The organism is Arcobacter sp. YIC-80 (assembly GCF_044841725.1).
Taxonomy (GTDB): Bacteria; Campylobacterota; Campylobacteria; order Campylobacterales; family Arcobacteraceae; genus Arcobacter_B.
This window is the reverse complement of the sequence record NZ_JBJBSI010000013.1, coordinates 39,075-53,685: the sequence shown is the minus strand read 5'-3', so window position 1 is coordinate 53,685 and position 14,611 is coordinate 39,075. Positions and strand designations below refer to the sequence as shown.

Annotated in this window: 10 protein-coding genes and 4 tRNA genes; 1 reads left to right on the top strand and 13 read right to left on the bottom strand. The window is 26.0% G+C overall.

From position 1 onward, the window contains the following. The 5 genes from ACH5BK_RS13455 to ACH5BK_RS13435 all read right to left on the bottom strand — a co-directional run. Positions 1-551, bottom strand: a 551-nt coding sequence (locus ACH5BK_RS13455; RefSeq protein ID WP_404308261.1) for a tetratricopeptide repeat protein, incomplete at its 3' end; no start/stop codon positions are given. A 103-nt stretch (positions 552-654) separates the two neighbouring features. Beyond that, the gene (locus tag ACH5BK_RS13450; RefSeq protein ID WP_404308259.1) at positions 655-1,020 is read right to left on the bottom strand and encodes a hypothetical protein; all 366 of its coding nucleotides are present in this window, start codon (positions 1,018-1,020) and stop codon (positions 655-657) included. Positions 1,021-1,099: 79 nt separating this feature from the next. Beyond that, complete coding sequence (locus ACH5BK_RS13445) at positions 1,100-3,361, bottom strand: methyl-accepting chemotaxis protein (RefSeq protein WP_404308257.1); 2,262 nt, start codon at positions 3,359-3,361, stop codon at positions 1,100-1,102. Between the two features lie 93 nt (positions 3,362-3,454). After that, entirely contained in the window at positions 3,455-4,960 is a 1,506-nt protein-coding gene (locus ACH5BK_RS13440) for an HD domain-containing protein (protein ID WP_404308255.1), read from the bottom strand. Positions 4,961-5,149: 189 nt separating this feature from the next. Continuing rightward, on the bottom strand, positions 5,150-6,529 hold the full coding sequence (locus tag ACH5BK_RS13435) for a PhoH family protein (protein WP_404308253.1): 1,380 nt from the start codon (positions 6,527-6,529) through the stop codon (positions 5,150-5,152). Positions 6,530-6,646: 117 nt separating this feature from the next. Between ACH5BK_RS13435 and ACH5BK_RS13430 the strand changes: the two genes are divergently transcribed. Next, a complete protein-coding gene (locus ACH5BK_RS13430) occupies positions 6,647-8,212 on the top strand; it encodes a PAS domain S-box protein (protein ID WP_404308251.1) in 1,566 nt (521 codons plus the stop codon). A gap of 272 nt (positions 8,213-8,484) precedes the next feature. Here the strand turns inward: ACH5BK_RS13430 and ACH5BK_RS13425 are convergent, their stop codons facing one another. The 8 genes from ACH5BK_RS13425 to ACH5BK_RS13390 all read right to left on the bottom strand — a co-directional run bounded on the left by ACH5BK_RS13425 (position 8,485) and on the right by ACH5BK_RS13390 (position 14,610). Continuing rightward, on the bottom strand, positions 8,485-8,994 hold the full coding sequence (locus ACH5BK_RS13425) for an NADPH-dependent FMN reductase (RefSeq protein ID WP_404308249.1): 510 nt from the start codon (positions 8,992-8,994) through the stop codon (positions 8,485-8,487). A 125-nt stretch (positions 8,995-9,119) separates the two neighbouring features. Then, positions 9,120-12,131 (bottom strand): ATP-binding protein, encoded by a 3,012-nt coding sequence (locus tag ACH5BK_RS13420; protein WP_404308247.1) that lies wholly within the window; start codon positions 12,129-12,131, stop codon positions 9,120-9,122. A gap of 1 nt (position 12,132) precedes the next feature. After that, positions 12,133-13,173: an HD domain-containing phosphohydrolase gene (locus ACH5BK_RS13415; RefSeq protein WP_404308245.1), complete on the bottom strand. Its 1,041-nt coding sequence runs from the start codon at positions 13,171-13,173 to the stop codon at positions 12,133-12,135. Positions 13,174-13,365: 192 nt separating this feature from the next. Then, positions 13,366-13,452 (bottom strand) — tRNA-Leu (locus ACH5BK_RS13410). 26 nt (positions 13,453-13,478) lie between these two features. After that, positions 13,479-13,554 (bottom strand) — tRNA-Phe (locus ACH5BK_RS13405). 10 nt (positions 13,555-13,564) lie between these two features. Then, positions 13,565-13,649: transfer RNA gene (locus ACH5BK_RS13400), tRNA-Tyr, on the bottom strand. 22 nt (positions 13,650-13,671) lie between these two features. Beyond that, positions 13,672-13,746, bottom strand: a tRNA-Gln gene (locus ACH5BK_RS13395). Between the two features lie 114 nt (positions 13,747-13,860). Beyond that, positions 13,861-14,610, bottom strand: coding sequence for a hypothetical protein (locus ACH5BK_RS13390; RefSeq protein ID WP_404308243.1), 750 nt, complete (start codon positions 14,608-14,610; stop codon positions 13,861-13,863). Between the last annotated feature and the right edge of the window lies 1 nt (position 14,611).

Genomic DNA, 14,611 nt, shown 5'->3' with positions numbered 1-14,611 from the left:
CCAGCTTTTTTAAAAGTTTTTATAGCTTCTTCATAATTCTTTTGTTTTCTATAAACATGAGCCATTGCTAAAAGAGAATAGGTATCACCTTTATTAAAAGACTTCTCATACCATTTTAAAGCTTTTTTATATGCAAAGTTTTTATCATAATATACACCTAAATTATGTGCAGCTTTTCCATGTCCATTATTTGCTGCTATTGTAAAATACTCTACAGCTTTTTTATTATCATTTAAAAAGTGTCTATATAAACTTCCTATTTGAGCATAAGACTCTAAACTTCCTTTTTCTTTTCCTTTATAAAAATACTTTTTTGCATTTTTATAATCCTTTGCTCTCATATAATAAATACCAATACAGTTATACCCTTGTATCTCTCCTTGTTCTACAAGTTTTTTATAATCTTCTAAATCTTCTTTTGTATAGCTTTCTTTATTACATTGCTTTATATCATAATTACTTTTTTTTATTTCTACACTTTTACTTTCACTACAAGCAGTTATAGTTAGTAGTACAAAGATAAGTAAAATGGATTTTTTTAGATAGTTCATATAATATACCTTATTAATAATTTTTTAAGATATTATTATATATAAATATATATTCTATATTCTTTAATTTAAAATGTTATTTTAGTATTTTTTTAAAATTGATTTAAAAAGTATCTTTTTCATCAACCTCTTCATCCCATAAAATAGATACACCATACTCTTCATCACTAATTACATATTTAAAATATTCACTTGTTCCTTTTCTTCCATGAAGTCTTACTACTATTTGACCATCTTTTAAAAGTTTTTTCATTTCTCTTTCACTAAAACTTCTTTTATTCCATCTTAAAAAAGCATTTGAATAGACTCTAAATCTGCATGTAGAGTCAGCAGTAAAAACATACTGTTCACTCTCATCGTATTCTTTTTTTGCATTTTGGCATGAATAAAGTTTTGTACTTTTACCTTGTGCTGTAATTTTTTTTGAAGTTACAATCCCATCACAATATGGACAGTTTCCTAATATCATCTAGTATCCTGTTTTTATTTGAGATTTTATCTTAATTTTTGTTAGATTAAAAAAAGTATTTCAATTTGAAAGAAAAGAATTAAACTTCTTTACCTTCAAATTTATTCTTAGCTACATTTTGAACTACTTTTGAAGCTATGTTATTTGTTTGTTTAGCAATATCGTCTGTTTTTTGAGCAATTTTTGTGTTTTCTTGTGCATAGGAATCAAGTTTTTTAACTATGTCATCAATAAAACTTATTTTTCTCTCTTGTTCTTTTGCTGCATTTGTTACATCATCAATAAGATGATTTGTTTGTGTTACTTTTTCTTCTAAGTCTTCAAATCCTTCTATAAGTGAATCACTTATTTGTTTACCTTCATCTGCTTTTGAGGATGCACTTTGTACTAAAGCTGTAATCTCTTTTGCAGCTTGAGCACTTCTATTAGCTAAGTTTCTTACTTCTTGGGCAACAACAGCAAATCCTTTTCCTGCTTCTCCAGCTGTTGCTGCTTCTACTGCCGCATTTAGTGAAAGAATATTTGTTTGGAAAGCAATTTGATCAATAATAGTAATAGCTTCATTTATAGCTTTTACTTTTTCGTTTATGTCATCCATAGATGTAGCTGTTTTTGAAGCTAAATCTTTACCTTTATATGATGATTCTTTTGTAAAAGAAGAAATATCTGACATTTCTTTTGCTCTTGTACTTGTATGTGAAATTGTTGTTGAAATATCATTTATTGCTTCTGTTGTTTCATTTAAAGCATTATTTTGTTTTTGAGCATTTTCATTTAATACTCTTACATCAGTTGTTAATTTTGATGAACTTTCTTTTAAAATCACTCCATCATCTTGGTTAGAAAGTAACATATCTGTAATCATTTTATTCATAGAAATAATTTGCTTACCAATTTCACCATTATTTTCTTCATTTAATTTAGGAGTGAAGTCATTTTTAGAATAACTATTTAAAACCTTTGATAATTGATTAATATCATTCCCCATAAACTTTTGTAAGTTTTCAAGCATTGTATTTATAAGTGTTTTTAGTTCGTTTAAAGATTGAGTATTAGACTCTTTATGAATTCTTTTATTTAAATGTCCTTCTTTTACACTGTTTACTACATCTTTTACATTATTAATTAAAATGTTCTCTTCTTTTATATTTTTACTTATTTCTGAAATATTATCATTAATGTTTTTTGCCATCTGACCAAACTCATCATTTTGAGTTATAAGGATTTGTTTTGCACTATTTGATTCTTTATTTAAAAACTTAAAGAAGTCATCTAGTCCATTTTGAATAGTATTTAGTTTAGTATTTAAAACTCTTGTAGCATAAAATACAACTAAACCTATTAAAATAGTAGTTATTATACCTGCAAAAATGGAGAAGTTTTTGATAATAAAAGCACTTTGTAAATATTCACTATTGGGAACAGAAAGTCCAAATCCCCAGTTCACATCTGAATTTGAAATCATAAATGATGTAAGGTAGTTAAATGAATCTTGATTATTATGTAAAGACTTTTCATCAAAGAAAAAATCTTGGTTTTCTTTAATTCTTTTTATGATTTTTTTACTATTGTTTGTTTTTGAAATTTCTAAAAGATTTTTACCTAAAAGTTTTTCATTTGGGTGAGAAATAACTGTTCCTTTAGAACTTAATATATATCCATATCCATTATCTAAAATCTTAAGCTTTGAAATTCTTTGTACTATTTTATCAAGAGAAATATCAATTCCTACAACGCCTACAAATTTTCCATTATTAAACATAGGAACTGAAACTGTTGTATTTAAAACTTCTTTTTTATTTACATTAAATTTGTAAGGTTCAGTGATATACTCTTTTTTTGTTTCTTTAGGTTTTGTAATCCATATATTGTTTTCTAATACAGGATATTGCCAAACTAGGTTTATTTCTTCGTTATTTTTCATAACATAAGGTGAGAATCTTCCTGTTTCATCATGGGCATATCTATTTGCCATAGATGGGATATTTTCATAAAATGTATTTGGTTCAAAATAAGTCCAAACTCCCACAATATATGGGTTTTTTTCTAAAATAGAACTCATAAGTTCTACAAGGACAGGTTTTGAATACATTACATCTTCTTTTAAAGCAGTTTCTAAAGAAGCACTAAATGTTTTGATTAGAACTACAGATTTCTCAATATCTGCTTTAATTTCAAGGGCATTTTTATATCCAAGTTCTTTCATATAATCTTTTGAAATCATTTGGGTTTCACTAAATACTTTACTTGAAATTAGAAAAGTTGAAATAGCAGATAAAAATACTAATACACCTAAAACACTAAATAATAACTTCTTACTAAAACTTAAATTATTAAACATAATTAAATCCCCTACAAAAAAATAGTCTATATTGTATAAAAATAATGTTTAGTGATTGTTGGTTGTTTGATCAAATAAAAAAGTTCAAAGAACTTAAGAGAATATCTTTAATATAATCTCTTTAAGTTCTTTTTTCATTGCTTCACTTAAATTTTTTTTATTTGAATAAATATAAAAAGGTACAGTATTTAACATAGAGTGTTTAAGTCTTTTTCTAAGTGTTGAAATTTCATCTAAATTGATTAGTGTTTCTCCATCATATAAGCAAAAGTCTTTTTGAACACCTATTTTAAAAGATACAATTTGATAAGTAAAGAATAGTTCTTCTTTTTCATTTTCCCATTTTTTTATAAAAGCATCAAGCTCTTTTTGTAAAGTTTTTGCTCGATTCTCAGTAATATAACCAAAACTTTCTCTAAATTTATATCTTTGTACAGTTTGAAAACCTAATTCTTTATAAAACTCATTAAGGTTCTTCCAGTGTGAATTAAATCTTCTTTTCCCAAAAAGTACATCTTCAAAGCAATAAAGATATTTTTTATCTTGAGCTGTTAAAACTTTTTTATCTTTTATATAAAAATACTCTTTTTTAAATAGTGATATTAGCCAGTTTTCATCTAACATTGAGATTGTATCAAGTTGCTTTTCTACATCTTTATCTTCATTATAATTCCAAAGCATAGAAATATTATCTTCGTTATTAGCTGATTTTATTTTATCATTAAAATAGTTGTTTGATAAATATAGAACTACATTTTCCAGTAGAGCATCTGTTTTTGCAATACCATGATTGTAGATTACTTTTTTATAAAGATTAAATCTCATTTCTAACATGTGTTCAATATCAATTAAAGACATATCAAAAAAGCTTAAATAAAACAAACTGTTTTGTTCTACTAAAACAGTTTGTTTTGTGATTCTAATATGATCACTCGGGCCTGTAATATAACCACTAGCAAGCATATCTCTATTTACATAATCAAGTCTATCTGCATCAACTGTACTATCTATGTAATTATGTAAAACTTTAAAATCAAAACCATTATAAACTTTCTCTTCTAAAATAAGTAAACATAGTTTTTTTATAAGTTTTATATACTCTTTATCAACTGTCTTTTTTAGTAAATCTTCAACTTCATAATCAAAAAGAAGTGTTAAAAGATTTTTTCCTATGGCTTCATGAAGTACTTCTTGTGAGTTTTCTGTAATCTCTTCATATTTGATTTTGAATTCAAGTTCTTTTTTTAATAAAGCTTCTTTGTTTATTTCTTTTTCTAGTATTTTGTGATAGACCTTTTTTAAGGCATACTCTATTTGATGAGAAAAAGGAAGATGTCCAACATCATGTAATAATCCAATTATTCTAATTGTTTGTAAAACAATACAATATGAAACCCTGTGAGCTTTGGATTTTGTAGGAATATTAAATTGATATAAAGCTTTGTTATCAAAATACTCCATATCTTTAAAATCAAGTAATAATGCCTCTTCTTCTATGATTTTTAATATTACATCTTTAAGTGAGTCCAAAAAATCATTTTTCGTTTTTTTATTTGCATTTAAAAGTGAGTTCTTAAACATAAATGAAGCTAAATGCATAGTTCCTAAAGAATGTATAAATCTCTTTGTTGTAATAGATGGGTAAGAAAAATATGCTAAAGCATTTTGTGTAATAAACTGTAATCTATTTACTATTTTTGTTTGTAATAATTTATCTTCTAACTTTGTATACTCTATATGATTATAGATAGTATCATTTATTAATCTATTTTGTATTTTAAATCCTTATTAATTCTCTTTTTTCTTTTCAAAAATTCGTTCTGTAAATTGAGCAAATTTTCCTCTTACTGCTTTATCAAGTTCTATGGCAAACATATTAAGTTCTTCATGTTTATAATTTGTTTGCTTCAATAAAGTTGTAAGACCGTTATTGTATTTATTTAAATATAAATTATCAATTTGTCTATTTGAACCAATTACTATAGCCATACAAGATTCGTCAAGTCTTGAAAGAATTAGTTGTGTTGTTTTTTCACTTGAGTTTTGCCACTCATCCATAATAACAATTGAACTAGAAAGAGTTCGGCCTCTAGCTTCTCCTGGCCATAGAGTTTCAATACAGTATTTTGACTGAAGTTCACTTATTTTTGACTCAATTGATTCTTTATTATCTGTATTTTCACTTTTTTTTAGCTTTTTTTTAGCTATAAATTCTAAAGTATCTTGTAATGCCATATTATAAATTCTAAATTTTTCATCATTCCCTGCTAAATATCCAATATCAGCACCTTTATCAAGTGATTCTATTGAGTTTCGAACATATACGATTTTATCGTATAATCCTATATCAATAAGTCTCATGGCACTTACTATTGACATAAGAGTTTTCCCACTTCCAGCTTTTGCATCTATTACTAAGAGTTCATACATATTTGATAAAATTGCTTTGGTAAATAGTTTTTGTTTTAGATTCACAGGTTTTACAGTCAAAGATTTAAAATCATTCTCTTTTAAAGTATCTATTTTATTATTATAAATAATTGCATAAGTATTATTTCCATCATGACTTTCAAAACTATATGAAAAATTTTCATATAAATAGTTTTCATCTATATTTGTAATATCTTTTTTATCTAAAGTATTAAAATAACTTGAATCTAAAGTTAAGTTTTTTATAAATTCAAAAGTAGGTACAGTTGATTTGTCTTCATGGAGTGTTTCTGTTTTAAGACCTTTAAATAAGGCAAAAGTTCTTGCATAAACATCTAGCGATAAAAAGATAGTTTGATAACCTTTATAATATTCTTGAGCTATTGAAGCTACTTCAATTATTCTTTTATCATTGCTTTCACTTATATGAATTTGTTCAATTTGTGTATCATAGTTATCTTTAGAAATGATATGTAAGTTAAGTTCATCATTAAAAAACTTTACAACTTTAAAACCTGCTTTATAATCAACTTCTTTTATTTTCATTTTGGCTAGTAATCTAGCAAACTCTCTTGAATAAAACCCTAGTTCATTTGTTAATTTTTTCTTATCTTCAAGCTCTAATAAAACAGTTTCTGGGATTACAATATGATTTGTTTTATTGTCAGATATCTTATAAAGATTTTGAATATTTTGTAAAATGATATTTGTGTCTAATACATATACTTTATCTTTCATAAAAAAAGTTTAACACACTAAAGTTACAAGACAATAACACAGTTGCATATTTTTTATACTTTAGATATAATCAATTAAAAATAATATTAAAAAAAATAAATATTTATAGGTTATTTTGTGACTAAGATTAATAAAAACAACATTAAAAATCTTTTAATTACTTCTTTAGAATTAGCGAAAGAATCAATTTATTTGATAGACTCAGAAGGTAAAATACTCCTAGCTAACACAACAGCATGTGACTCTTTGGGATATACAAAAAAAGAAGTGTCAGGCTTAAATATTTGGGACTTAGATGCTTTAGTTATTAGTAAAGAAGCTTATCAAAAGAAGTTTAATGAATTTCAAAAAAATAACTTAAATAATGCATCTGTTTTTGAATCAATACATAAAAGAAAAGATGGTACTACCTTTCCTGTTGAAATAAGTTCTCAAATCATAGATATAGAAGGAATTGAACACTTAATATCTTATGTTTTAGATATCTCTCATAAAGTAAAGCAACAAGAAGAGTTAAAACTTTATTTTGAATTTATAAATGAATCAAGTGATATGATATTTTTAGTAGACTTTGAAACTCAAAAAATAGAGTTTGCAAATAAAAAAGTATGTAATACTCTTGAATACTCTATAAATGAACTAAGACAATTAAGAATATCTGATTTGAGAGAATCTTATTTAGACTCAGAAGATATGTCTGTTATATTTAATAAAATAAAAGACAAAAAAAATCTTATAACTTATGGAAAATATGTAGGGAAAAATAATAATAGTGTATATGTAGAAACTTCACTTAGTTTAAAAAACTATGATGGAAAAGATTATATTATGGCTATATCAAGAGATATGTCAGAACGTCTAGAAATTGAAAAACAACGAGAAAAACTAAATAAAGATTTAGAAAATTATAATAATAGATTAAAACAAGAAGTTTCAAAAATAAAAAAAGAGCTTACAGAATATGAAACAATAATGCAAAGACAGGCAAAAATGGCTGCTATGGGTGAAATGCTTGAAAATATTGCCCATCAATGGCGTCAACCTTTATCTATGATTTCAGTATTATCTACTGGTATGAAAATTCAAAATGACACAGGCACTCTTGATAAAGAAACATTAACAAATGGTTTAAATGATATAAATACAAGCTCACAATATCTTTCTAAAACTATTGATGATTTTAGTGATTTTTTTAAGCCTAGTTATAAAAAGACTTCATTTAATATAAGTGAAGTGATCTCTTACTGTGTTAATCTAACAAAAACAAATTTTAAATCTCATAATATTAAGATAGTAGAAAATATATTGGATTTAAAAGTACATACTTTTAAAAATGAACTAATCCAAGTTTTAGTTAATATTTTAAATAATGCTAGTGATGAATTAATTAAGATAAATAAAAAAAGAAAACTCATTATGATTGAAACATATCAAGATGAAGAATTTTTATGTGTAAAAATATTAGATAATGCTGATGGAATAAATCCTAAAATTATTAATAGAGTATTTGAACCATACTTTACAACTAAACATAAGTCTCAAGGTACAGGAATAGGGTTATATATGTGTGAAACAATTGTAAAGAAACACATGCAAGGTTTTATTGAAGTATCAAATAAAGAGTTTATGTATGAAGAATCAAAATATAGTGGTGCAGAATTTATAATTAAAATTCCAAAGTAATATCTAGCACTCTAATTAATTAAGTGCTAAAATTTATTGAAATTTAAGTTTTTAAAGTTTATACTTTCATTAACTTTAGTCATTAAAACTAAAGTATACTTTTTTATTTCGATAAGGAGGTTACAAAGGTTTGACTTTAAAACTATAAATACATTTTAGTGTGATAACTTTATCAATAAGATTTAGAAGCACTCTATTTTTTAAGTAATTTCCCTGATATTTATTTACAAATCAATAGCATGGTATTAAAATATAGGCATTTTGCCTATATTTTAGATTTTAGTAAGTTTTGTTAATTGTTGAATCATATTTTTAGCAGAATCTTCATTTAACTGTTTTTCATAAGTTGTTAAAATCTCTCTAGCTAAAATATTTGCACCTAAGTGTTGAAACATAATTCTCATTGCTTGAAGCCCTTTAGCTCCACCTCCACCACTATGAGTTGCTAATCCTACAACCTTTTCATTAAATGCATCTCTCCAGTCTTTTGTAGCTCTTGAAGTCCATGCCATTGCATTGTTTAATACAGGAGGCATAACACCATTGTATTCAGGAGCAATTACAATAAATGCTTTTAAATCTAAAATAGTGTTAGCTAAATCTAAAGCCACTTCTGGGATACCGTTTTTTTCTTCTTCAACTGTACTATATAAAGGTAAATTTAAATCAACTAGATTTATTAATTCTACTTCACAGTTTAATTCAAGTGCTAAAGTTTTTAATTTTTCACCTAATTTTCTATTATTATTTGCACTTGCAACTAAAATACCAATTTTTGACATTTTTATTCCTTATAGTTTATTCAATTTTTTAAAGTATATCTTATTTACTTCTTGTTGAGATGAAATTGTCTTATTTTTTTAGTTAAAATATAATAAAGTGAATAAATAAGACTATTTTAGACCTCTTAAATGGAAGCAAATGCATTTTTAATAGAAGAGAAGAGGGTAAATTTTTTTTCAATAGAGACATTTTCACTTTCTAATAGTTGAAGAGAAGAACAAATATCATCTAAAGCAAGATTTAAACAAGAGTTCTTAATATAATGAGCCTTAGAAATAATATTAGAAGAATCCTTAGCCTGAATAAAAGATTCTAACTCATCTAAATCCTTATGAATTTCCTTCTTAAACTTCTCAATAATCATAATAGCAATATTCTGTGATACCCCAAGCTTATTAACAACCTTCTGAATATCAATATCAACTGATAAAATATCCTGAGAATTATCATCAGTAGAATTACTATCATCTTGAAGTAAAGAAAGATTAATATCTTTCTTCTTTAAAAACTTACTAAATAAAGAGACTAACTCATTAGTATTAACAGGCTTAGATAAATACTCATTCATCCCAAGATTTAAGAATTTTTCCCTATCCCCTTTAATAGCATTAGCAGTTAAAGCAATAATAGGAATATTACCTAAAGCATTATTCTTTTCATACTCCCTTATCTTATTGAAAGCCTCAATACCATCCATAACAGGCATATTAATATCCATTAAAACTAAATCATAAGATTCGTGATTAGAAATAAACTCTTCTAAAGTTTCCCAACCATTAGGCTTAATAGTATAATTAAGATTGAAACTTTGTAAAATATAAGAGATTAACTCCTGATTAGCTAAATTGTCCTCAGCAACTAAAATATTACCAATAAAAGACTCACCTAAACTTTCTTCTTGAATAGAAGGAACAGAAGAGGACTTTTTCTGTAGCTCTTGTAAAGCATCATTAACCTTAGAAGCATAAAAAGGTAAAGCTAAACCTTGCTCATTAGAATTTAAAGAAAAAGACTCTAAATCCTCTTCATACTCAAATAAAATTAAAATAGGATTGTCTTTATGAGCTTTTCTAAGCTCATCTAAATTAGAATTTTTATTGAAATTAAAAACAAAAATATCATTAGAAGAAGACTTATTAATATTAATAGTACCAAAAATAGATAAATACCTCTTAATATAATGATATAAATCATTGTCAGTATTCTCAACTTTGAAATTTAAATGATGAAGATAATCTTTATTAGTATGAATAGAATCATCACAAATATCAAAAGTTAAATCAAAAGAGAAAATAGTACCTAAACCAATAGAACTCTTAACATTGATTTTAGAATCTAAAGCTTGAATAATATGAGAACAAATACTTAAACCTAAACCAGTACCTTCAAACTCCCTTGTAGATTTATGATCAACTTGAATAAAAGGTTTAAAAATATTGTCAAGTTTATCATTAGGGATACCAATACCCGTATCTTTAACTTCAAAACTAATAGTAGCCTTACCCTCAGATATATTAAGTAAAGATATATTAAGTTCAACCTTACCATGCTCAGGAGTGAATTTAATAGCATTAGATAAAAGATTAGAAAGGACTTGCCTAATTCTAACCCCATCAGATAGGATACACATAGGTATTTTATGATCAATATTAAAAATAAGTTTAAGATTTTTTTCAATAGCATTTTTAGAGAAAAGCTCAACAACATGTTCAGAGATAAAATATAAATCAGTATTATCAATAGTAATATCAAAATTACCACTTTCAATTTTAGAGATATCAAGGATATCGTTAATAATAGATAATAAAGAGTTAGCACTAGATTGAATAATTCTAGCTTGTTTAACACCATGAATATCTAAAGATTTAGATTTACAAAGGATATCAGAGAAACCAATAATAGCATTTAAAGGAGTTCTAATTTCATGACTCATATTTGCTAGGAATATGGATTTCGCTTCATCTGCTTTTTGAGCTTTTATTTGTGAAGTTATTACATCTGTAATATCAAGCCTTATAGCTAAAAATTCTTCAATCTCATTTTCATAATTTAAAATAGGCACAATAGTTGTATTTACATAATATGCAGTACCATCTTTAGCCTGATTAGTAATTTGACCTTTCCATATTCTTTTATCTAAAATTGTCGCCCATAATTCTTTAAATACACTCATAGGCATATTTGGATGTCTAACAATATTATGACTTTCCCCAAGTAGTTCATCTTTTGTATATTTAGATATCTTGATAAATTCATCATTTACATAGGTAATTTTTCCATTTTTATCTGTTTTTGAAACTATGGCACTTAAATCAACAGCTTTTTTATATTGTCCTAAAAGTTTGTTTGCATTTCTTAAATCTTGAGTTCTTTTTTCAACTTCATTTTCTAATAGTTCTTTTGCTTTTTTATGATTTTTTTTGTTTTTTTCTGAAATAACATTGTAGTGGACTGCTAAAACTAAGATAAAAAATATTAAAATTGAAACCATAATTAATGTTTGTTTTGTTGTTAATATAAATTCATTTTTATAAGGTATACTAACCTCAATAACACCTCTTACATCACCTATTTTCCAATCATCCTTTGGAGTGTCTGCTCTTGTATTATGACAATTTACACAAGACATATCAGTAAAAATATCTGCTATTGCTACTTTATAAAATTTATTTGAATAGTCTTTTATTTCTTTAGTATAGATTTGATTAGGATTATTTACTAAGTAAGAAAGAGTTTCTTTTTCATGTTTACTTAAAACTCTATCTTTTCTATTTGGAAAAGGATAGTTACTATACATTTTAATTTTTATATTATTGTTTGGTAATATTACACTTAAATCATGTAACAATGTGGCAGGTAAAGGTATAGTATTTTTATTTTCTGCATGATTATAGTTTATTGTTATATCTTTATTGTTTTTTATTTTATTTATAACATTTTTTGTATAGTAAGCTCTTGTTTTTTTCAAATTTGTTATAAGCTCTTGAGCTTTTTGTTGCATTTGTTTGTGGTTATTTTGTTTTGTGTATTGAGGGATAATAAAAACCATTGATACTGTTAAAATTATTGTAATAACAAAAATAGGCCCAGTAAAAGGGTTTAGAAATAAGGCAAATATTTTTTTTATAAAGTTCATTTTATTCTTCTTTAAAAGAGTTGTATATATCTTTTACTTCATCAATATTTTCAATAAACAAATCTATGATTTTAGGATCAAAATGTTTACCTTTTTCTTCTATGAGTAAATTAAGAGCATTATCAAAGCTCCAAGCTTTTTTATAAGGTCTGTGTGAAGTTAAAGCATCAAAAACATCAACTATTGCTACGATTCTTCCATAAATATGAATATCCTCTCCTTTTAAACCTTTTGGATAACCTGAACCATCAAACTTCTCATGATGAGTAATAGCAATAATGGCCCCTGCTTGAAGATATTCACTATTTGAGTTTTTAAGTATTTCATATCCAATAGAAGGATGTGTTTTCATAGTTTCAAATTCATTATTATCTAACTTCCCTGGTTTTAGTAAAATATCATCTTCAATTCCTACTTTTCCTAAGTCATGAAAAGGAGAAGCAAAGTAAATTATATCTTGTTCTTTAGGACTTAGACCATATTCTCTTGCTAATATTTTTGAATAGTGTGCCACCCTTGATACATGAGAAGCTGTTTCTGGATCTTTATATTCAGCTGTTTTCCCTAAGATACTTAAAGTCTCATGCTCTCTATCAATAAGTTTTTTAGTTGCTTTTAGAACTTCTTCTTCTAACAATTTAGCTTTGTCTTCTAATAATAATGTATTTTTATATAAGTTTAAAAGATTAAGAACTCTGGCTTTAAATAAAGTAGAGTTTACAGGTTTATTTAAAAAGTCATTTGCTCCTGCTTGAAAAGCTTCATTATGTATCTCTTGATCATTAGCAGCTGTAATCATAATAATAGGTACTTTAGTATTGTTTTTTCTAAACTCTTTAATAAACTCTAGGCCATTTAATTGAGGCATCATATAATCAATCAAAATCATATCAATAGGATTGTTTAGTACGTATAGTAAAGCATCTAAGGGTTCTGAAAAACTTTTTACACTTAGACCCATGTCATTACAAAAAGCTTCTATTAAAAATAGATTGTTTTCATTGTCATCAATAGAAATAATTTTCATTTCTTCTATGTTCAAGCTAGTCCTTTTATATATTTAATAAATTATATATTAAAAAAGTATTTTAATAGTATCAAGTCTAAAGGTATCAAAATAATACAAAAACAGCAACTATTATGAGTTTTGTTATTATATAAAAAATATTTATAAAAGAGTTTAATTTAAATGTATTTTGTGAATTATTTTTTTATTTGAAAGTTATTTAAAAGGTGGTGCGAATGGTGAGAATCGAACTCACACTCCGAAACCGGAATGGGATTTTAAGTCCCACGCGTCTACCTATTCCGCCACACTCGCACACAGTGTATATTGTTATTTATAAGTGGTGGTTCGAGGCAGAATCGAACTGCCGACACAAGGATTTTCAATCCTTTGCTCTACCGACTGAGCTATCGAACCAATACTTAAGTGGTGGTGAGGGAAGGATTTGAACCTTCGAAGCCGTAGGCGGCGGATTTACAATCCGCAGGATTTGACCACTCTCCAACCTCACCAATGATAAAATTGTTACATAAATGGATGGGATAGCAGGATTCGAACCTGCGAATGCTGGTACCAAAAACCAGTGCCTTACCGCTTGGCGATACCCCAATCGCTTATGTGGGTGAAATTATAATAGCTTGTTTATTAAATTTCCCTGAAATTATAAGAGAATTCTATTTTTTTTCTAAATAAGCAAAAAAGACTATTTTTATATAATCTTTTTTACTTATATGGTGTAGGAACAGGTGGAAACTGTTCAAAAGATTTCTTTATTGCTTCACTTATTGAGTTTTTATTTTTTATATTTTGCATTGGATTAGAGAATTGTAAGTACTCAATAGCACCTTCTTTTGATTTTTCTTCTTTAAAAACAAAGGCTTCTTTTTTTCCAAGCTTTAAAACATTTTCATATAATAGCTTTGCATAGTCATTTATATATGGAAATTCTTTTTCTCTAATCTTATCTCCCCATGCAAAAAATACAAATTTTCCGTTTGGTATTAAATTTGCTGCATCTAAATACATAATATCTCTATCAAATTCTGTATTTTGGAAAGAGTTGTATTTTTCTAAATCTGAATTAAACTTCATAAGAAGAGATGAGGCATCGATATTTTGCTCTACAAGATTAAATAGGTTTTTAAACTCTACAATTTTTCCTTTACATTGCTCTTTCATAGCTTGTTTAAAGATAGTTATATAATTTTCACCTTTTATCTCAACAAAATCACCCCATTGATCAAAGTCTTGTTCTAAAAGAAAAGTATTTGAGTCATAACCTACAGGAGTTACAACTGGGTTATATAAGTAAACTGTACCTATGATATTTTTCTTTCTATCTTTGTTTGTTTTGATTTTTTGCTTTAAGTCTTTTGCTGTTATGATGTCATCTTCATCATAATTGAAATACATATAGCTTGAAGTTAAAAAAACTTCTTCATATTTAGTCTCAAATGTTCCAAAATATTGCATT